Source organism: Metabacillus malikii, from assembly GCF_030813355.1.
GTDB lineage: Bacteria > Bacillota > Bacilli > Bacillales > Bacillaceae > Metabacillus > Metabacillus malikii.
In genome coordinates this window covers 103,778-125,356 of record NZ_JAUSUD010000009.1, presented here as the reverse complement: position 1 = coordinate 125,356, position 21,579 = coordinate 103,778, and the positions used below count along the sequence as shown (strand labels likewise).

General features: G+C 36.0%; 19 protein-coding genes and 1 pseudogene. 16 read left to right on the top strand and 4 right to left on the bottom strand.

Going from position 1 to position 21,579, the window contains the following annotated elements; genetic code table 11:
• Window positions 1-103: 103 nt before the first annotated feature.
• The 5 genes from tpx to J2S19_RS10830 all read left to right on the top strand — a co-directional run bounded on the left by tpx (window position 104) and on the right by J2S19_RS10830 (window position 5,908).
• Window positions 104-604: a thiol peroxidase gene (gene tpx / locus J2S19_RS10850; RefSeq protein WP_307341356.1), complete on the top strand. Its 501-nt coding sequence runs from the start codon at window positions 104-106 to the stop codon at window positions 602-604.
• A 786-nt stretch (window positions 605-1,390) separates the two neighbouring features.
• The gene (locus J2S19_RS10845) at window positions 1,391-2,383 is read left to right on the top strand and encodes a class I SAM-dependent methyltransferase (protein ID WP_307341353.1); all 993 of its coding nucleotides are present in this window, start codon (window positions 1,391-1,393) and stop codon (window positions 2,381-2,383) included.
• A gap of 876 nt (window positions 2,384-3,259) precedes the next feature.
• A complete protein-coding gene (locus J2S19_RS10840) occupies window positions 3,260-4,447 on the top strand; it encodes an acetate kinase (protein ID WP_307341350.1) in 1,188 nt (395 codons plus the stop codon).
• 111 nt (window positions 4,448-4,558) lie between these two features.
• Window positions 4,559-5,383 (top strand): EcsC family protein, encoded by an 825-nt coding sequence (locus tag J2S19_RS10835; protein ID WP_307341347.1) that lies wholly within the window; start codon window positions 4,559-4,561, stop codon window positions 5,381-5,383.
• Window positions 5,384-5,395: 12 nt separating this feature from the next.
• Window positions 5,396-5,908: a MogA/MoaB family molybdenum cofactor biosynthesis protein gene (locus J2S19_RS10830; protein ID WP_307341345.1), complete on the top strand. Its 513-nt coding sequence runs from the start codon at window positions 5,396-5,398 to the stop codon at window positions 5,906-5,908.
• A 25-nt stretch (window positions 5,909-5,933) separates the two neighbouring features.
• Here J2S19_RS10830 and J2S19_RS10825 read toward each other — a convergent pair whose 3' ends face one another.
• Complete coding sequence (locus tag J2S19_RS10825; protein ID WP_307341342.1) at window positions 5,934-6,221, bottom strand: hypothetical protein; 288 nt, start codon at window positions 6,219-6,221, stop codon at window positions 5,934-5,936.
• A gap of 657 nt (window positions 6,222-6,878) precedes the next feature.
• On the opposite strand from J2S19_RS10825, the gene J2S19_RS10820 reads away from it, so the two are divergent.
• The 7 genes and pseudogenes from J2S19_RS10820 to J2S19_RS10790 all read left to right on the top strand — a co-directional run bounded on the left by J2S19_RS10820 (window position 6,879) and on the right by J2S19_RS10790 (window position 13,222).
• Window positions 6,879-8,078, top strand: a complete 1,200-nt coding sequence (locus tag J2S19_RS10820) for an argininosuccinate synthase (RefSeq protein ID WP_307341340.1) — start codon at window positions 6,879-6,881, stop codon at window positions 8,076-8,078.
• 1 nt (window position 8,079) lies between these two features.
• On the top strand, window positions 8,080-9,453 hold the full coding sequence (gene argH / locus J2S19_RS10815) for an argininosuccinate lyase (protein ID WP_307341337.1): 1,374 nt from the start codon (window positions 8,080-8,082) through the stop codon (window positions 9,451-9,453).
• A 109-nt stretch (window positions 9,454-9,562) separates the two neighbouring features.
• Window positions 9,563-9,721: a hypothetical protein gene (locus J2S19_RS10810; RefSeq protein ID WP_307341334.1), complete on the top strand. Its 159-nt coding sequence runs from the start codon at window positions 9,563-9,565 to the stop codon at window positions 9,719-9,721.
• Between the two features lie 514 nt (window positions 9,722-10,235).
• Entirely contained in the window at window positions 10,236-11,348 is a 1,113-nt protein-coding gene (ald, locus tag J2S19_RS10805) for an alanine dehydrogenase (RefSeq protein ID WP_307341331.1), read from the top strand.
• Between the two features lie 4 nt (window positions 11,349-11,352).
• Window positions 11,353-11,451 (top strand): annotated as a pseudogene (locus tag J2S19_RS10800) (metal-dependent hydrolase); the annotation flags it as partial.
• 116 nt (window positions 11,452-11,567) lie between these two features.
• Window positions 11,568-11,813, top strand: coding sequence for a hypothetical protein (locus J2S19_RS10795; protein ID WP_307341329.1), 246 nt, complete (start codon window positions 11,568-11,570; stop codon window positions 11,811-11,813).
• A 92-nt stretch (window positions 11,814-11,905) separates the two neighbouring features.
• Window positions 11,906-13,222 carry a DRTGG domain-containing protein gene (locus tag J2S19_RS10790; RefSeq protein WP_307341328.1) on the top strand — a complete coding sequence of 439 codons (1,317 nt, stop codon included), beginning with the start codon at window positions 11,906-11,908 and terminating at the stop codon, window positions 13,220-13,222.
• A gap of 47 nt (window positions 13,223-13,269) precedes the next feature.
• Here the strand turns inward: J2S19_RS10790 and J2S19_RS10785 are convergent, their stop codons facing one another.
• The gene (locus J2S19_RS10785; RefSeq protein WP_307341326.1) at window positions 13,270-13,563 is read right to left on the bottom strand and encodes a YtpI family protein; all 294 of its coding nucleotides are present in this window, start codon (window positions 13,561-13,563) and stop codon (window positions 13,270-13,272) included.
• Window positions 13,564-13,794: 231 nt separating this feature from the next.
• On the opposite strand from J2S19_RS10785, the gene J2S19_RS10780 reads away from it, so the two are divergent.
• Window positions 13,795-14,736 carry a DHH family phosphoesterase gene (locus tag J2S19_RS10780; protein ID WP_307341324.1) on the top strand — a complete coding sequence of 314 codons (942 nt, stop codon included), beginning with the start codon at window positions 13,795-13,797 and terminating at the stop codon, window positions 14,734-14,736.
• Window positions 14,737-15,169: 433 nt separating this feature from the next.
• Here J2S19_RS10780 and ytrI read toward each other — a convergent pair whose 3' ends face one another.
• Both ytrI and ytrH read right to left on the bottom strand, forming a co-directional pair.
• Window positions 15,170-15,670, bottom strand: coding sequence for a sporulation membrane protein YtrI (gene ytrI / locus J2S19_RS10775; RefSeq protein ID WP_307341322.1), 501 nt, complete (start codon window positions 15,668-15,670; stop codon window positions 15,170-15,172).
• Entirely contained in the window at window positions 15,667-16,002 is a 336-nt protein-coding gene (gene ytrH, locus J2S19_RS10770; RefSeq protein WP_307341319.1) for a sporulation membrane protein YtrH, read from the bottom strand. Before ytrH ends, ytrI begins: the two co-directional genes overlap by 4 nt.
• Window positions 16,003-16,174: 172 nt before the next feature.
• Here ytrH and dnaE point away from each other — a divergent pair, with 172 nt between their 5' ends.
• The 3 genes from dnaE (at window position 16,175) to J2S19_RS10755 (ending at window position 21,555) form a co-directional block, all read left to right on the top strand.
• Window positions 16,175-19,558 (top strand): DNA polymerase III subunit alpha, encoded by a 3,384-nt coding sequence (gene dnaE, locus J2S19_RS10765; protein ID WP_307341316.1) that lies wholly within the window; start codon window positions 16,175-16,177, stop codon window positions 19,556-19,558.
• 125 nt (window positions 19,559-19,683) lie between these two features.
• A complete protein-coding gene (gene ystJ / locus J2S19_RS10760) occupies window positions 19,684-20,913 on the top strand; it encodes an NADP-dependent malic enzyme (RefSeq protein ID WP_307341314.1) in 1,230 nt (409 codons plus the stop codon).
• Between the two features lie 15 nt (window positions 20,914-20,928).
• Entirely contained in the window at window positions 20,929-21,555 is a 627-nt protein-coding gene (locus J2S19_RS10755) for a FadR/GntR family transcriptional regulator (protein WP_307341311.1), read from the top strand.
• Window positions 21,556-21,579: the final 24 nt, after the last annotated feature.

Here is a 21,579-nt window from a genome sequence, read left to right as displayed (position 1 = left end):
AATTTTTTTTGGTAGTTTTTAAACAATTCAAACACGAATCATTTGATCATTTCATTGAGCTAAGCTATATTAACACTGTACATATAAAAAGGAGGAATTTGGAATGGCAAACATAACATTTAAGAATAGTCCTGTAACATTACTTGGTAATGAAGTGAAAGTAGGAGATACAGCACCAGATTTTACAGTACTTGCAAATGATTTATCTCCTGTTACTTTAGCTGATACTAACGGAAAAGTACGCATTATTTCTGTTGTTCCATCAATCGATACAGGCGTATGTGACGCACAAACACGTCGCTTTAACGAAGAAGGCTCAAAACTATCAAATGTTGAAGTTTTAACAATAAGTGTTGACCTACCATTTGCACAAAAAAGATGGTGCGCTTCAAACGGTCTTGAAAATGTTCAAACATTATCTGACCACCGTGACCTTTCTTTCGGTGAAGCATATGGCGTCCACATTAAAGAACTACGCTTATTAGCACGTGCAGTATTCGTCGTCGATGCAAATAACAAACTCACACACGTTGAATACGTAAGTGAAGCAACAAACCATCCAAATTACGAAGCTGCAATCGAAGCTGCCAAGGCTGCCCAGTAATTCAATAATTGAGGGAAGGTGACCCAATAGTAACTGATTCACAATCTGGTTGTGTTCTGTTACTTTATGTGTCACCTTGTTTTCATTATTGGAAAATGGATTCGTGTAGGCGATTTTGATTAGTATAAACATAAATTTGTGAGAGCCAAAATTTCCTTCATCGCTGTTATGAAGCCCATTTCAGAACAGAAGAAGAACCAAAATCTCCTTCATCGCCGTCATGAAGCCCATTTCCCAACGGAAGCAGAGCCAAAATCTCCTTCATCGCTGTTATGAAGCCCATTTCCCAACGGAAGCAGAGTCAAAATCTCCTTCATCGCTGTTATGAAGCCCATTTCCCAACGGAAGCAGAGTCAAAATCTCCTTCATCGCTGTTATGAAGCCTATTTCAGAATCGAAGAAGAACCAAAATCTCCTTCATCGCTGTCATGAAGCCTATTTCCCAACGGGAGCAGAGCCAAAATCTCCTTCATCACTGTCATAAAGCCAATTTCCCCAACGGACGAACACCCAAAATCTCCATCGTCATAAGAGAGAACCAATTCTCTACAGAACAAATTCTCATCAATGCTACAACAAGCGGTTAATTCTAAAAGTTACCTAACCCTTCCCCTACATGCACACGTGCAAAGCATGTCCAAAGCCATACCAATTCCCTAAAAAGTACACTCCGAAGTTAAAAACTCTTTCAAACTAACTCTTTTTTCACTTTATGCATTATAATTTTTTGACTTGAACGAATGCAATGTCTAAAATGATAAATGTATATGGTGAGGAGGAAAGGGAATGAAGACAGTTTCGAAATTAGAGAATTTGTTTACAGTTATAAATGAAACTGCTGATTTAATCGCGAAGGAATGTCAATTATCATACATAGAAGCGGTGGCAGAAACAGGCGAGAACCTTTTTCACGGGTCAATTTTACAAGAGGACTTAAGTGAAATTACGAAAAAAAACTTAAAAAGAAAATACGATTCAATAAATTTAAGCACCTTTGAAAAGGAAGAAATTCGAAAAGCTTTTCAAATTGTCATTTTAAAGGGACTTAAAGAAGGTGCGCATCCAAATCACCAAATGACACCTGATACAATTGGTCTCTTCTTAGGATACTTAGTAGAAAAATTTGTTGGCAATCAAAAAACACTTACAATATTAGATCCTGCGGTTGGAACAGGGAATTTATTAACAACGATTTTAAATTACTTATCTAAGATCGAAACACTTGAAAGCTATGGTGTCGATGTAGATGACTTGTTAATAAAATTAGCCTATATCAATGCAAATCTTCAAGAGCATCCTATTCAATTTTTTAACCAAGATAGCTTATCAAGGTTATTAGTTGATCCAGTAGATGTGACAGTGTGTGATTTACCAGTTGGTTATTACCCTAACGATGTTGAAGCTTCGAATTATCAGTTAAAAGCAATGGAGGGGCACTCTTATTCACATCATTTATTTATCGAACAGTCCATTAAGCATACGAAGGAAAATGGTTATTTATTTTTTATCGTACCTAATTCACTGTTTGAAACAAAAGAAGCTCCGAAGCTTAATCAATATTTGAAGGAAGTTGCGATTATACAAGGCTTCATACAATTACCCTTATCGTTATTTAAGGATGAGAAGCATGGGAAAAGTATTTTAATTCTTCAGAAGCGTGGAAGTGAAAGTAAACAGCCTAAACAAGCATTGCTAGCACAATTGCCGAAGTTCTCTAATATAACGGCAATGAATGCAATGATGAAACAAATTGACCAATGGTTTAGTGAAAACAAATAAATGAATCTCCATAATTAGGGAACCTGAATCAAGGTTCCTCTTTTAATGTATTCTTTCAAGCTTTCATGATAAATGAAAACGATTAACTGAAACGCTATATAACCTTTGAAATAATGAGAATAATTAGACTTTTAATTGTAAACGATACCAAACCAAACTCATCCTTGAAATGTTGATATAGCAGTGTTTAAATGAAGTTGGTAGTTAAAATCGATGTTTATCTGATTTACATAAAATGTAGTTGCATTATTCCGGTTTGTGAAATGATTAACGTAATAATTAGTCCATTCCAAATAGAAGCTCTAAAGACGATAAGGAATAATTTGAATGGTGTTCGTTCTTATAAATTTTCTCAATACTAATAATGTAATCAAAACTAGCAGAGCTAATTATTAAATAGGTATTCGGATAAACAGTCGCATTTTGTGAAGAATATAGATGTGTTGATTATTATTTGTGGAACTATTTAATCAAAGCATGAACGTTAATCGAGACTTTACTTGAAGGAAAAGACTATTTATATAGGCTCTTTCTTAAAATTTGTTGTTTTTTGTAATCATTTATTTAATAATTGCCAGACCGCTTAGGTAAAAACCAAGGAGCACACCACCACCCTGCGGAAAGCGAATTGTGTAATGGAAATCAAAAAAAATTGCTACGTAAAAAACAACGAAGTTTACGAAAACCGCCTTTATATAATATATGAAAAAATAGTCATCACCAAGGCGATTGGTTGCGGCAAATGACTATAGATGTTTATTAGCCATACGATTTTTATAAATTCGTAAAGCATTTTTCTTTCGGTCGGCATAATGATTTACGTTTCGCTAATCATCTGTAAAAATATCAGTGGCACGAAAAAGGAGAGTAACAATAATGGCAAAAGTAATTGCAATTAATGCTGGTAGTTCATCTTTAAAATTTCAACTTTTTGAAATGCCAAGTGAAACAGTGTTAACGAAAGGATTAGTTGAAAGAATTGGAATTTCCGATTCGGTATTTACAATTACAGCGAATGGAGAAAAACATACGGAAGTTACAGATATTCCAGATCACGCAGTTGCTGTTAAAATATTATTATCAAAGCTAACAGATTTAGGTATTATAAAATCACTAGATGAAATCGAAGGTATTGGTCATCGTGTTGTACATGGTGGTGAAACGTTTAATGATTCTGCGATTATTACGGATGAGACATTAAAGCAAATCGAAGACTTATCAGAGCTAGCACCACTTCATAATCCTGCAAACGTTGTGGGAATTAAGGCGTTCAGAGAAGTACTACCGAATGTAAATGCAGTTGCAGTTTTTGACACAGCATTCCATCAAACAATGCCGGAAAAATCGTTTTTATATAGCTTACCATATGAATATTATAAGAATTTCGGAATACGCAAATATGGATTCCACGGTACATCACATAAATATGTATCAGAACGTGCTGCTGAATTATTAGGTAGACCGCTTGAAAATTTACGTCTTATTTCTTGTCACTTAGGTAATGGTGCAAGTATTGCAGCAATTGAAGGCGGAAAATCAATTGATACGTCAATGGGCTTTACACCACTTGCAGGGGTTGCAATGGGAACACGTTCAGGAAATATTGACCCTGCACTTATTCCATACATTATGGAAAAAACAGGGAAGAACGTTGATGAAGTATTAAATGTATTAAATAAAGAAAGCGGAATTTTAGGGATGTCTGGTATTTCAAGTGACTTGCGCGATAATATTATGGCAGCTAGTGAAGGGAATTCAAGAGCAAAAATTGCACTAGATGTATTCGCGAGCAGAATCCATAAATATATTGGATCATATGCAGCAAGAATGTCAGGTGTCGATGCCATTATTTTCACAGCAGGAATTGGTGAAAATAGCTCAGAAATTCGTGAAAGAGTATTAAATGGTTTAGAATTTATGGGTGTATACTGGGATCCTTCTCTTAATAAAACTAGAGGTGAAGAGATTTTCATCAGTTATCCTCATTCGCCAGTTAAAGTCATCGTCATCCCAACAAATGAAGAGGTCATGATTGCACGAGACGTTGTTCGTTTAACACATTAATTAATAGATAAAACAGCTATGCAAAAGACAGTCGAGAAAGGTAACGACTGTCTTTTTTATGTTATGATAACGATAGTACAATTTTGAATATTGTGGCAAAGGAGTTATGAGATGATGCATGAGCAGCAATTATTAACGGAAATGATGAATTGGGAAGATGACTTAAAGCAAGACAATCGAACAGATATTCAATTGACAGTGACAAAATGGATTAATCATGGGATGAGTCAAATTCCGTTGCATGCTAAACAAACTTTCTATAAAACCTTTGATACGTTAATTTTTCATTTGCACTCCTTCATCCAAAACTCTGCAGTACAAGAAGATACAAGAAAACAAATTATTATAACCGCAAAAGCTATCAATGAAGAAATAAACGACATTAGTGATTTACATCAATTACCACTTAGTCAGTTAATATTCTTAGCAGAAAATCAAACATCAAAACAACGCTTATATTCCTTTGTGCAAGGTGGAGTAACAGGTATTGGGGGAATCTTAATGTCTAGCATCGATATTCCTGCTCAAACAGTTATTAATCTACGGACAGTACAGTCTGTTGCGATGTGTTATGGTTATGAACTGAAAACACCTTATGAAATGATGATTTCTTTAAAAGTATTCCACGCTGCACTTCTGCCAAAGCATTTACAGTATGAGCAATGGTGTAAGTTAAAGGAAGAAATTAGGGACCGTGATACAATGAACTATTTTTATGAAGGCAAAGAGAAATTAACTTTTACTACAGATGCAGAATTTCTATTAAAACAAATTGCAAAGCTCTCTGCCATTTCACTTTTTAAAAGAAAACTTCTATCAGGGTTACCGGTTATTAGTATCATGATAGGTGCAAGTATGAATTATCAACTGACAAGACAAGTTTCAGAGTTTGCTAATAAGTTTTACACATATCGTAAATTAGTCGAAGACAATTGAGGTGAATCAGAAGTGAGCAGTACTGAACATAAATTACATGCCCCTAACTCAATCCGATGTAAAGTCATTACAGTAAGTGATACGAGAACATTGGAAACGGATAAGAGTGGCCATTTAATCGTACAGCTATTAGAGGCAGAAGGTCATCAAATAGCTGTACATACTGTTATAAAAGACGAAATAGACATGATTACAGAAGAAATTTTAAAGGGATGTCATTCCAACCAAATCGATGCGGTGATAACGAATGGGGGTACAGGAGTAGCGAAGCGAGATGTCACGATTGAAGCTGTGCAACCTTTAATAGAAAAGGAATTACCCGGATTTGGCGAGATTTTTCGACTTTTAAGTTATCAAGATGATATCGGGTCTGCAGCAATTCTTAGTAGAGCAATTGCAGGTATCGTAAAAGATACAGTTGTATTTTCTCTACCAGGATCAACAGGAGCAGTTAAACTGGGGATGAATAAATTAATTTTACCTGAAATAAGTCATATTGTAAGTGAGTTACGAAAGGATATCTAAGGCTATATGCCTTTTTTTTATGACTTCATTCACTTCGAAACCATAGCCACAGGTCGTTAATTTTGGAAGCTAAATTGGCGATTTCCTCTGTTAATTGACATGAGTAGTCAAAGTTATCTTCATTATTTAGCTCTTCTTGCTTTTGTTCGATCTGTTTTTCAATTTCAGCAATTCGGTCCGGAATATTGCCACGTATTGATTCCCATTTTGCCATAATCTGTTCTTTTGTTTGATGATTGAGGCTTTCCCATGGGATATTTGGTTTGGGTAATTTAATCATTAAACGCGAGTCATATTGAAAAAAATTTTCCATATTATTTCTCCCTATCGATTTTTAGTAAAAGACATATCAACGTAATATTCTATTAACAATCAAGGCTCGGATTCTAAAATAAATAGAAAATCAAAATAAGTAAAGGAAAAATATCGATTACGAAGACAATCTTTCTTATAAGCTGTTAGTTCCTAGTTATGATTGTTTTAAACTTAGTTGCTTTTCTCGGTGTGAGTGGTTGAGTCTGTCTAGTTCCCGCTATCCGCTATCAACCTTCAAGACCTCCCTACGATAAGTCATCCTCGATTTGCCATACCGCTCATCGCGATTTCTATATCATAAGTCGAAGTTTGTGCAAAAGGAACAATCCTTCAGTAAAGAGCTGTCTGAAAAACGGTAGCTTCATGTTCCCTTTATGCAATTATTATGAACATATTTGTATAATGAAGTATACATTGTAAAAGAGATGAATAAGATATTGGCCCTCTCAAAGTACTATAGCAGATACATTTAACACTTTATAGGTGTAAAGTGGTAATTTCAAGGAGAATTAATTTTTATGCAAAACTTTTATAAAAATATGCATTTTTCTATTGACGAAAAGAAGTTTGAGTTGTAAAGTGTTATTTAACAAAGACATTGTATTTTTATAAAAGTGTATTCATTTTTATACAACAGCCGAGGAGGAACAAATAGATGAAAAAAGTAGTGCTAGCATATTCTGGAGGATTAGATACCTCTGTTGCAATTAAATGGTTACAAGAACAAGGATACGACGTAGTGGCATGTTGCCTAGATGTTGGGGAAGGAAAAGATACAGCATTCGTCCAACAAAAGGCATTGCAAGTTGGAGCGGTTCAATCATACATGATCGATGCGAGAGAAGAGTATGCTAATGACTTCGCGTTAGTTGCACTTCAAGCACATGCGTTATATGAAGGGAAATATCCTCTAGTATCAGCATTATCACGTCCACTTATCGCTAAAAAATTAGTGGAAATTGCTGAAAAGGAAAATGCTGTTGCAATCGCACACGGTTGTACTGGAAAAGGGAACGACCAAGTGCGTTTTGAAGTATCAATTAAAGCGTTAAATCCGGACTTAGAAGTTCTTGCTCCAGTGAGAGAGTGGGGATGGTCTCGTGAAGAGGAAATTGAATACGCATCAAAGCATGGTATTCCAATTCCGATTAATTTAGATAGCCCATACTCTATCGACCAAAACCTGTGGGGTAGAAGTAACGAGTGTGGAATTTTAGAAGACCCTTGGGCAGCTCCTCCAGAAGGTGCATATGAATTAACAACACCTCTAGAGAAAACACCTGACCAAGCAGAAATCATTGAAATACATTTTGAAAAAGGTGTACCGGTAAAAATTAACGATAAAGCATACCCATTACATGAATTAATTCTTGAACTAAATGAAATTGCAGGTAGACATGGAATTGGACGTATCGACCATGTAGAAAACCGTTTAGTCGGAATTAAATCACGTGAAGTGTATGAATGCCCTGGTGCGATGACATTAATTAAAGCCCATAAAGAGCTTGAGGACTTAACATTAGTAAAAGAAGTAGCTCACTTTAAGCCTGTAATCGAGCAAAAAATGACAGAACTAATTTATAACGGTTTATGGTTCTCTCCATTAAGAAATGCATTACATGCGTTCTTACAAGAAACTCAAAAATATGTAACAGGTACTGTACGTGTGAAATTATTCAAAGGGCATGCTATCGTAGAAGGTAGAAAGTCTGAATACTCTCTATACGATGAAAAGCTTGCAACATATACGAAAGATGATGCATTTGACCACAATGCAGCAATCGGCTTTATCGAATTATGGGGCCTTCCAACAAAAGTTAACAGCATGGTAAAAAACAAGAAGGTGGAAGTATAATATGAAAAAACTCTGGGGTGGACGTTTTCAAAAAACCCCTGAACAATGGGTGGATGAGTTCGGCGCATCCATCCATTTTGATCAGGAGCTCGTTGAGGAAGACATAACAGGAAGTCTTGCACACGTAAAAATGCTCGGGAATTGTGGAATTATTAGCCAAGAAGAGGCAGAGCAGATAACGAATGGTTTAACTATTTTGCTTGATAAGGCAAAAAAGAACGAACTCGAATTCTCAGTAAACTACGAAGATATTCATTTAAACATTGAAAAAATGTTGATAGATGAAATCGGTCCAGTTGGCGGAAAATTACATACTGGAAGAAGTCGTAATGACCAAGTAGCCACTGACATGCACTTATACTTACGTAAGCATGTTGCAAATGTTGTTGAGTTAATTGATGGCTTGCAGCAATCCTTATTAAATAAGGCTGAAAACCATGTTGAAACGATTTTACCAGGTTATACTCATTTGCAACGGGCTCAACCAATCTCATTTGCACATCATTTGATGGCTTATTTCTGGATGCTTGACCGTGATAAACAGCGATTCCAAGAATCTTTAAAAAGAATCAATATCTCACCTCTTGGAAGTGCTGCACTTGCAGGGACAACATTTCCTATTGATCGGGAATTCACTGCCAAGGAACTACAATTTGATGGCATTTATGAAAATAGTTTAGACGGTGTCAGTGACCGTGACTTCATTATCGAATTTTTAAGCAATAGCTCACTTTTAATGATGCATCTATCGCGCTTTTGTGAAGAAATTATTCTATGGTGTTCACAAGAATTTCAATTTATTGAATTAGATGATACGTACGCGACAGGAAGCAGTATCATGCCACAGAAGAAAAATCCTGATATGGCAGAATTGATTCGTGGTAAAACAGGCCGAGTATACGGTAATTTAATGTCGCTTCTTACAATCTTAAAAGGATTACCATTAGCATATAATAAAGACCTCCAAGAAGATAAAGAAGGCATGTTTGACACAGTAAAAACGATTGAAGGAAGCTTACAAATCTTCATCGGAATGGTTGATACACTAAATGTTAATGAAGAAAAAATGGAAAAGGCAACAAAAGAAGACTTTTCTAACGCAACTGAATTAGCTGACTATTTGTCAATGAAAGGGATGCCATTTAGAGAAGCGCATGAAGTGGTAGGAACTCTAGTTTATCAATGTATTCAACAAGGTATATATTTAAAAGATCTCTCTTTTGACCAATATAAAGAAGCTTCATCATTATTCGAAGAGGATATTTATGAAATAATTAATCCATATGAAGCGGTTAAAAAACGGATGAGCGCTGGCGGAACGGGCTTTGAAATGGTGCGAAAAGCAATCGAAAAGGCGAAAACAACTTTACTATAATCCGGTTTCAAACACATACAATAATTATGTAATCACTTTTTTGCATAGGCTTCTTTTTTTCAGAGACACTAACAAGGGTCATAGATGAAAGTAAAGGAGACGAGCAAACATGAAGGAAAAGAAAATAACGAGACAGACATATTATTATGATCACCTCGGTGATCAAGAAACAAAGCAGCAGCTTTTTGAGTCTTACTCAAGCGGAGTTGTTGAACAGCAATATGAGCAAAACTTTCTTCAAGAACCATTGAAATTGTGGGAAGAATAATGTAATAGTAACAACAAAAATTTAAGGATTTACTCCTCATTACACGGATATAATAATGTGTTTGAGGGGTTAATCCTTTTTTGATTTTCTTTCGCTTGAATCGCCTCGTTTCTGATTATTGTTTACTAATGATATGAAAAGTGATGAGCCGAATGGCGAATCGATGATGACACATCATAAGGGAGGTGACCCGAAGTTTGTTAGCGGGTAGCCGTGGAGCTATGATGCTCACCACTCACCCCGCTGTCCGTGAGTACTGTAGCGCAGACGAACCCTAAACGATAACTCATTAAAAAACAATGTTTACGAAAACAGCCTTATAAAAATTACAAACTATAAGACAGCAATTTTTTAAAATTGAAGATATGTTTTAACACAATAGTAATAGGATAGTTTTAAGGGAATGAAATCTATATTAAGGAATAAACAGATGTGTTAACTGGGTATTAATTCATCCGGTTACCCCAATGGTCATATTTAGCATTACTTCTAAGAATCGAATGGAGGAAACAAAATGAAAATAGGAATACCAGCAGAAATAAAAAATAATGAAAATCGAGTTGCGATTACGCCAGCAGGTGTTTACCATTTCGTTTCTGCAGGTCACAAGGTATTCATTGAAAGAAATGCAGGGATAGGTTCTGGTTTTACAGACGAGCAATACAAACAGGCGGGTGCACAAATCGTGGATACACCACGTGAGGCTTGGGATCAAGACATGGTGATGAAAGTGAAAGAACCTCTAGAGACAGAGTATCAATATTTTAAGGAAGGCTTAATCATTTTTACATACTTCCATTTAGCTGCTGAACTTAAGCTAACGAATGCATTACTTAAGCATAAAGTAACAGCTATTGCATATGAAACAGTTGAGCTATCAAATGGCTCCCTTCCGTTGCTAACACCGATGAGTGAAGTCGCAGGAAGAATGGCGCCGCAAATCGGTGCACAGTTTTTAGAAAAGCCAAAAGGTGGGAAAGGAATATTATTATCTGGAGTCCCTGGAACGAAGCGAGGGAGGGTTGCAATTATTGGTGGTGGTGTTGCCGGAACAAATGCTGCAAAAATTGCCGTCGGTTTAGGTGCAGACGTTACCATTTTAGACGTCAGTCCACAGAGATTGAGACAGTTAGATGTTATGTTCGGTCATTCATTAACCGTTATAATGTCAAATCCATTAACAATATTAGAAACTGTTTCAAATGCTGATTTAGTCATTGGTGCAGTACTAATACCGGGTGCAAAGGCGCCAAAGCTTGTATCTGAGGATGTTGTTAAATCAATGGAACGAGGTTCTGTCATTGTTGATATCGCGATTGACCAAGGTGGAATTTTTGAAACGACAGATAAAGTGACAACACACGATCATCCAACATATCTTAAACACGGTGTTGTCCATTATGCTGTAGCAAATATGCCAGGTGCAGTACCTCAAACCTCTACAAATGCCTTAACAAATGTAACGGTACCATACGCTGTGCAAATTGCAACGAAAGGGTTAAAGCAGGCTTGTACTGATTTTCCAGAACTATTGAAAGGAATTAATACGATGAAAGGTTGTGTTACATATGAAGCAGTTGCAAAGGCACATAATTTATCAGCCTCAAGTATAACCACACTATTCTAACGGTAAACAAGTAGTACCAATGCATTACAATACTTTCCCTGCTATCAAGCAAGACCCAACTGCATTTGTGAATATGCTGCCAAGCGGAGTAGGTGTCCTTTAAAACCAGGTGAAAAAATAACTTTATAAATACAATCTATGAAGTGGGGAAGTAACCACTTCTTTTTTGTGTAGTACATGCATACAATTAAGCAACACTGTTTTGAAAGGATGTTCATGATGAAAAATTTATTGTATGCCATTATCGCGATGTGTATGCTTTATGTCGGACTCCAACAGATAACATGGACAGGTTCTGATATGCAAGTTGTATTTGTCATGAGTTGGTTATGTTTAGCGATATTTGTGATAGGCGGGAACTTTGCACATTATTTATATGGACCTAAAAAACGTAATCATCGTACACACGCCCATACCGAAATGAAGAAACGCCCTATAAAACAAAAGACTTATCTCCGTCAATAAACTGCACCTATAGAATCATACGTTGCGAGAAGAGGATGTCACCCTTATAATGATAATAGATTATCAGTACGTAAAATAAAGGGTGATATCGCTTGTCTACAAAGCATGAACGAATTCTCCAATACATTCATTCTCTACCAGTAGGTGAAAAAATCTCTGTTAGACAAATAGCTAAAGAGATTAATGTTAGTGAAGGAACAGCTTACCGGGCAATAAAGGAAGCAGAAAATAAAGGGTATGTGTCAACGATTGAACGTGTCGGGACAATCCGAATTGAAACAAAGAAAAAAGAAAACTTCGAAAAGCTAACATATGCTGAGGTCGTGAATGTTGTCGATGGTCACGTACTAGGCGGACGAGCCGGTTTACATAAAACATTAAATAAATTCGTTATTGGTGCAATGAAAATAGAAGCGATGATGCGCTATACAGGCGCTGGCAATTTATTGATTGTAGGAAATCGGACAGATGCACATCAATATGCATTAGAAGCTGGTGCAGCTGTACTCATAACAGGTGGTTTTGACACAGAAGACCATGTCAAGAAGTTAGCGGATGAGCTTGCATTACCTGTCATCTCTACTAGTTATGATACTTTTACAGTTGGGACGATGATTAATCGGGCGATATATGACCAATTAATAAAAAAGGAAATAGTCCAAGTTGAGGATATTTTGACGCCACTTGATAAAACAATTTACCTTCACACGGATGAAAATGTCGGGAAGTGGTATCAACTAAATGAGGATACGGGTCATAGTCGCTTTCCTGTTATTGATACAAACAGGAAGGTAGTCGGGATGATAACTGCAAAGGATGTAATTGGTCAGAATCATTCCGCCTTAATTGAAAAAATGATGACCAAAAACCCAGTTACGATTATTGGGAAAACTTCAGTTGCATCCGCTGCACAGATGATGGTATGGGAAGGGATTGAGGTGCTTCCTGTAGTTGATCAGCAAAATCGTCTTCACGGTATTATTAGTAGACAAGATGTGTTGAAGGCTTTACAAATGATCCAAAGACAACCGCAAATTGGTGAGAAACTCGATGATATTATCACAAATCAATTTATTACAATTGATGATGAAACGAATCGAGGTCAAACTTTTCGATGTGAAGTAAGTCCACAAATGACAAACCAGCTTGGAACCATCTCATATGGAGTGTTTACAACACTTGTCACCGAAGCAGTTAATCGCTACTTACGATCATTGAAAAAAGGTGATATTATCGTCGAAAATATCACTATTTATTTTATTAAACCTGTCCAAATGGAAGCTATTTTAGAAATACAGCCAAAGATACTCGAAGTTGGCCGGAAATTCGGGAAAATTGATATAGAAGCATTTAGCAATGGTTCTGTTGTCGGCAAAGCACTGATGATGGTCCAAATAATTGAACGATAAAAAAAGAGGGGAATTTATCACCCTCTTTTTTCATGTTATGAAGTAGCTTATTTTTGAGTTTGACTCGCAACTTGTGGCAAATAATGCTTATAAGCGCGAAAACCTGCCCAGCTGCTCCCTACGCCGATAATGAAAAAAATAATCCCTACAACTAAGGCCAGTATCGACCTGTTAATAATTAATTGATTTAAACCAAATGAAGCAACAAATATTCCTAATGCAATACTTGCTTCTGCCGCTCTCCACTTCTTTTCAACTTGATTATGAGCACGATATGCTTTTATACGAAAATAAATATAAAAAGAAAAAGATATGACAATGAATATAACTAATATAGGCATCGATAAACCTCCGGATATATGTATAGTGTATGTACTTTATGATTTTAACATGTCTTAATGAAAAAATATATTGCAGCATCAGGTAATAATTTCGTTATGTGATGGTAAATGAATCATATCAAAAAACGTTCATCGTACATGGTTTATCACTGTAAAAACGATACTGCAGTAAGGTTCCATTTTTAAATAATTTGTGTTTTAATACATATAAAGAGCATAAAGGAGATACATATGAAACAACTCATTTTAGATGAAATAAAAGCATATGAAACGATTATCATTCACAGACATGTTAGACCAGACCCTGACGCATATGGTTCCCAATGTGGATTAGCAGAATTACTAAAAGCCTCTTTTCCGGATAAGACCATCTATGTAGTAGGTGAAAGTGAGCCATCATTGGAGTTCTTGTATAAAATGGATAAGGTTGAAGATGATACATATAACGACGCGCTTGTGATTGTGTGTGATACAGCAAATCAGGCAAGGGTTAGTGACCAACGATACAATACAGGAAAGCGATTAATTAAAATAGACCACCACCCTAATGAGGATCAATATGGTGATATTTTATGGGTCGACACATCTGCAAGTGCAACGAGTGAAATGATTTATGAATTTTACTTAGAAGGTAAAGACCAAGGCCTTACATTATCGAAAAAGGCTGCAAAGCTATTATATGCAGGCATTGTTGGTGACACTGGCAGATTTTTGTTCCCAAGCACTACTGAAAAGACATTCCGTTATGCTAGCGCATTAATATCTGAAGGAATTGATTTCGTTCCACTTTATGATGAGTTATACAAAACAAAACGAAATGTAGCTAAATTAAGTGGTTATGTTCTACAAAATTTCAGCTTGTCTTCGTCTGGTGCAGCATCAATGAATATATCAAAAGAAATTCTTGATGAATATGAAGTAACCCCATCTGAAGCATCGCAGCTTGTTAGTATATTAGGTAATATTGAAGGAGTCAGAGCCTGGGTATTCTTTGTTGAGGAAAACGACCAAATTCGAGTTAGATTACGGTCTAGAGATATTGTGATTAATCAACTTGCTAAAAAATATAATGGTGGCGGACATCCGTTAGCATCAGGTGCTTCCATTTATAGCTGGGAAGAATCGAAACAAGTGATTAAAGATTTAGAGGAATTATGTCAAGCGAAATTATAGTAGACAAAAGGAGCGGTATTGGTGCCGGTCCTTTTATTCACTGCTTTCGTAAGATATTGATGCTTATACAATTTACTAATAAACCATTCCCCGTGGTTGTTTACAGCACGAGTACGGTGAGCATCATAGCTATCTACACGAATAGGCAAACTTCAGGCTATCTTCCTACGATAAGTCATCAGCGATTTGCCATGTGGATTATCGTGATTCCTAAATTGATGCGACTGGGTTTGTACATTGATAGGCAAGCAGCCACCGATTTTCGAACTCCTCGGCGTTACGACTGCAGGAGTCTTCACATTCAGCTCCAATTAACACTTATAAAGTTAGTACAAAAAATGCCACACTCTTAAACAACAGATAATGAATGATTTTATAACGTCATAGAAATCTATTATAGAATGTTTAGCAAAACGTTAGAAAATAGAAGTCATTACCTCAGAGAAATCTCCATTTCAATATATATCGTTGTATATAACATGAATTTCGTCATTTTCAGTTTGTATTCCTTGCCATCAATGGGTATAGACTGGTTTTCTATCATTCTCTCGATTAATTTATGGTTCGTATAGACACTTTGCATATCTTTCGCAACTAAGTCTGCTAAATCGTCTTTTATTTTATTTTCTATTTGTTGAATTTTAAATTCTTTAAATTGAAATTTATCACCATTGCTTAAATGAACATCAATTGATTGAATCGTAACTTTTTCTTGAGCCTCTTTGTTTATTTTAGCGTACTCTTCTTGATAGATTTGTATATCTTTTTCCAATTCTTCAATCGTTAGCTTTTGCTTTTCGATGATTGTCCGATGTTTTTCCTGCAAAACACCGTAAATAAATAAGAAAACTAACCAACTGATAACAGCACCAATTGCTACACCTGCGAAGAAACGTTGCCATGTAGGCTGATGATAATATGGTGGTATTCTCATGAAATATGCTCCTGTGTTAACCAATATATAATAACCCAGCCAGTTTGTGCACCGCCCATACCAGAGATAATCAATAATACTTGTTTGACAATATCTCTCGTCTCACCTTGTAAAATTCCCCGTTCAAAGCTGTAAAAAGCATCAAAAGTACCGCCGATTGCAGCTACTAGTGCCCATATTTTTAATTGATTAGCAAAATCATACATTTTCGATAATGGTGGTTCACCTGCTAAAAAGGCACCGATCGCTCCAATTAGAGTACCACCTAACAATACACCTAATGCGATGAAATAACTATGTATAAAAGCCGGGAAAAAGGCTTCGTTGTTCATACGAATCAACCTCCTATTATCATGTATATGGACGACCTTTTTCAAGTATGTTTTTTAATTAGTGAATTAACAGAAATTTGTTTAAATTAGAGTGCGATTCTGATTTATTTGTCAGATAGGACTTGTCGTTTATAATGAAGATAGATTAGAAAACAGAAAGGAGGGGATTGTTTTGCCATTTGTACATCTACAGGTTAAAAGTGCATATAGTCTTTTATCAAGTGCAGCTAAATTAGAAAAGCTTGTTAAGAAAGCAAAACAGATGAATTATCAGTCTTTAGCTCTAACAGATGAAAATGTCATGTACGGGACAGTTGAGTTTTACAAACTGTGTAAGCAGCACGATATAAAACCAATAATTGGACTAAAAGTTGAAGTTATTGCAGATGAGGCGAACGAAACTTCAGTTGTGACACCACTTGTCCTTCTAGCAGAAACGAATGAAGGCTATCAAAACTTAGTGAAAATTAGCAGTGCAATACAAACGAAATCACCGCAAGGATTACCAGAGAGATGGTTAAAAAGTTATAGCAGAGGACTTATCGCATTTACATCTGGTCAAACTGGTGAACTTGAACAATGTGTAGCAGACGGTAGAGTCGATGAAGCAAAGCTACTAATTAAAAAGTATGAATCAATATTTGGGCAAAACTCCTTTTTTCTAGGGATTCATAGTAATTGGGTAAGTGAAGGCAATTCGCTTAGTACGGGATTCGTTAATTTAGGACAGCAGCTTGATGTGCCAATAGTAGCGGTGCATCACGTTTCATATATAGAAAAAGAAGATTTACTTGCTTACAAAAGCTTACTCGCGATAAAAAATGGCGAAAAATTTTCAGATGACCACATTGATTTACATTCAAACAAGGAAGATTATTTGACGACACCCCATGAGATGGTCAAAACGTTTGAACAATTACCAGATGCTTTAGAAAATACATTAAAAATTGCAGATAGGTGTCAAGTGGATTTAAACCTGGGACTTACACAGTTACCAAAATATCCAACGCCTAATAATGAGCCGGCTGATGAATATTTAGAACAACTTTGTATCAAGGGCTTACGAGAACAGTTTGAAACACCAAATCAAGTTTATATTGACAGACTTTTGTATGAACTAGATGTCATAAAGAGAATGAATTTTAGTGATTATTTTTTAATTGTCTGGGATTTTATGAAGTATGCACATGAGCACAATATTTTAACTGGCCCTGGTCGAGGATCGGCAGCTGGGTCACTTGTTGCCTATGTGTTAAATATAACCGGGGTAGACCCGATTAAGCACAGACTTTTATTTGAACGGTTTTTAAATCCTGAGCGAATTTCAATGCCTGATATCGATATTGACTTCCCTGATACACGACGTGATGAAATGATACAATATGTAGCTGAAAAATATGGGAAGTTACATGTTGCCCAAATTATTACGTTTGGTACCCTAGCTGCAAAAGGAGCAATACGAGACGTCGGGCGTGTGCTAGGAGCATCTCCAAAGGAAACTGACATTCTCTCAAAACAAATCCCTTCAAAGCCGGGAACTACGTTACAAGCAGCGATTAATCAATCTCAAACACTTCAAAAGCTTATCAATGAAAATGAGTTATATAAAAAGATTATTGAGATTGCAATAAAGATTGAAGGATTACCGAGACATACTTCAACACATGCTGCAGGCGTAGTCTTAAGTAGTCAGCCATTAACAAATATAGTTCCGATACAAAACGGTCAACAAGATGTTTATTTAACACAATTTTCGATGGATTATTTAGAGGATTTAGGCTTATTAAAAATGGATTTTCTAGGTTTAAGAAATTTATCATTATTAGACAATATTAAAAAATTAGTGGAGCGTGAAGAAGGACGCAAAATTGATTTAGCGGGTATACCTTATGAAAATAAAAAAACCTTTGAACTTCTAGCTAAAGGTGATACAACAGGGATTTTTCAATTGGAATCAGAAGGAATGAGAAGTGTATTAAAACGTCTGAAACCAACAACATTAGAAGACATTGTCGCGGTGAACGCATTGTATCGCCCAGGTCCAATGGAAAATATCCCAAGTTTTATCGAACGAAAGCATAAACGAAGTGTAATAGCTTATCTTCATCCTGATTTAAAGCCCATCCTTGAAACGACTTTTGGTGTAATCGTCTATCAAGAGCAAATAATGGAAATCGCCTCGAAAATTGCAGGCTTTACACTCGGTGAAGCAGACTTACTAAGAAGAGCGGTAGGAAAGAAGAAAAAGGATATTTTAGATAAAGAACGTCAACATTTCGTAAAGGGCTGTATTGCAAATGGCTATGATGAACAAATTTCTAATGATATTTATGATTTAATTGTAAAATTTGCAAATTACGGATTTAACAGAAGTCATGCTGTCGCTTATAGCATGATTGCTTATCAGCTCGCATACCTTAAAGCAAATTACCCGCTTTACTTTATGGCCGCACTTTTAACAAGTGTTATTGGCAACGATGAAAAAATTGCTAGTTATATTCGTGAAGCGAAGCAAATGGGATTAGTGTTGCTACCACCTTCTATTAATGATAGTGCCTTTCCATTTCTAATTGAAAAAGGCTGTATTCGCTATAGTTTGGCTGCGATTAAAAATGTTGGTGTAGTTGCAATTAAAGAAATCTTCCACGGTAGAAAAGTAAAAAGATATACTGATTTATTTGATTTTTGTATACGGGTTTCAATGAAAGTAGTTAATCGTAGAATTATGGAACAGTTGGTATTTTCGGGAGCATTTGATGAATTTGCGGTTGATCGGGCAATATTATTAGCGAGCTTGGATGTCGCGATTGAACATGCAGAACTATTGACACCAGACAGCGAAAATCAATTTGACCTGTTTATTGATGATGAATATTCAATTAAACCAAAGTACATTGAGGTTGAACCTTTCAAAATTGAGGAAAAGTTGAAATATGAAAAAGAAGCATTAGGCTTTTACTTTTCCAGCCACCCTGTGGAACTTTACCGAGACACCTTTCAGTACAATGGTGCAGTATTAGCTGACCAACTAACACAGTACCATGATAAAAAAGTTTTAATCGGTGCAATGGTTGTTCAAAAGCGGACAATTAGAACGAAAAAAGGAGATGCGATGGCATTTTTAATTTTAGGGGATGAAACAGGTGATGTAGATGCAGTATTATTCCCTCAAGTATATGCGAAGGCAAGTGAAAGTATTGAAATTGGTTCTATTTTACTATTTTCCGGAAAGGTTGAGAAACGGCAAGGGAAAATTCAACTAATCGTTCAATCAATCCGACGGGGAGAAGAACTTGAAAATAAGGCGAAAAAACAAGAAATATTTTTAAAAATTGAAGATTCGTTACAGTCTGCTCATTTTGTCCAAATGAAGGATTTATTGAAAAGATATAAAGGTGAAACACCTGTTTATTTGTATTACGATACAGAAAAAAAGACTGTCCTTTTACCATCCGAATTTTTCATAACGCCAACAGCTGAATGTATAAAAAGCTTATGTAAACTACTCGGAGATAGGAATGTAGTCCTACGTGAGACAGCAGATAAAAATCGATAAAAAACTACTATAATCTCATTTTAAAGCATACTTTACAAAACAATGAATTATGTTATTATTAAAAAATGATCAAAAGTGGTCAGACCACTTTTGGTTATCACTTTACAAGGTAAGGGGATGTTAAAATGACATTGCGTGAAGAAGCATTGCATATCCACCGTGTAAACAAAGGTAAATTGGAATCAAAATCAAAAATACCAGTTCGAAATGCACATGATTTAAGTCTTGCATATTCACCAGGTGTAGCTGAGCCTTGTAAAGAAATTTATGATGATAAAAATAAAGTATATGATTATACGATGAAAGGTAATATGGTAGCTGTTGTGTCAGATGGTACAGCAGTATTAGGATTAGGTAATATTGGTCCAGAGGCAGCATTGCCTGTCATGGAAGGAAAAGCAGTCCTATTTAAAAGTTTTGCAGGCGTAGATGCATTTCCGCTCTGTCTAAACACTACCGATACCGAAGAAATTATTCAAACTGTCAAACGATTAAGTCCTAATTTTGGTGGAGTGAATCTTGAGGATATTGCAGCACCTAACTGCTTTATCATTGAAGAGCGTTTAAAAAAGGAAACAAATATACCAATCTTTCACGATGATCAGCACGGTACTGCCATTGTAACTGTAGCGGGGCTTGTAAATGCATTAAAATTAGTCGGCAAGTCTATGTCAAGTATCCGTGTTGTAGCAAATGGAGCAGGTGCAGCAGGCATTGCAATTATAAAATTGTTATATACATACGGAGTCCGGGACATCATTATGTGTGATTCTAAAGGTGCCATTTACGAAAATCGTCAAATAGGCATGAACGAAGTAAAAGCTCAGGTGGCAAAGTTTACGAACCGAGATCAGAAACAAGGAAATCTTGCAGATGTTATTGAAGGAGCGGACGTTTTTATTGGTGTGTCTGTTGAAGGTGCATTGACAAAAGAAATGGTTAAACAAATGAATGATGACCCAATTATATTTGCGATGGCTAACCCGGTTCCTGAGATTATGCCACAAGATGCCAAAGAGGCAGGAGCAAAGGTGATTGGGACCGGCCGTTCGGATTTCCCTAATCAAGTAAATAATGTATTAGCATTCCCTGGAATATTTAGAGGTGCACTTGATGTAAGAGCAACACATATTAATGAAATGATGAAAATAGCAGCTGTAGAGGCAATTGCCGACCTAGTTAGCCAAGAAAAACTTAGTTCTGAGTATGTAATTCCAGCACCATTTGACCCACGTGTTGCCCCGGCAGTTGCAAAAGCAGTTGCCAAGGCAGCCATGGAAACCGGTGTTGCGAGAATCACCGTTAATCCTGAGGAAGTAGCGGAAAGAACAAGGCAGATGGCAATTATTAAATAAAGTGAGTGATTTGTCTTGACTAATGAGAAGTCAAAGGTGTACGTTGGCATACTCAAATTTATAAAATCCTATATTTCAGAAAATCAGCTCTCTTATGGCGATAAAATTCCTTCAGAAAGAGAATTTGCTGAAAAGCTTAAGGTTGGCAGGTCATCGGTTAGAGAAGCGCTAAGAGCATTGGAATTGTTAGGGATGATTGAAACTAGAAAAGGGGAAGGTACCTTTTTAAAGGATTTTAGAGACCATCAATTAATTGAATTATTAGGGACCTTTATTTTAGATAATACAAAAGCAATACAAGATGTTGTCGAGATGAACAATATGCTAGAATATAATGCTCTCCAATTAATCATGAGAGACTACGATGAAAATAGCTTGCTAAACTTAGAAAAACAAATGAAGAAGGGCTCCTTTACTAGATATGAATTTATGAAGGAGCTTGTTAAGCTAGCTAATAATCATCTCCTCTTCCGGATTTGGACAGTATTAAATGAGTATGTCACATTAGCCAAAAGAAGTATGAATGAAGAATCGCTAGATAAGGGAAAGATGAGCAAATTGGTATCCTCTTTGTTGGAGAGAAAACAATCTGAAGTATTTGCTGCATATGCTGCAATTTCAATAAAAGAAAATGTCGAATAGAAATTGACAAATTTCAACAACATC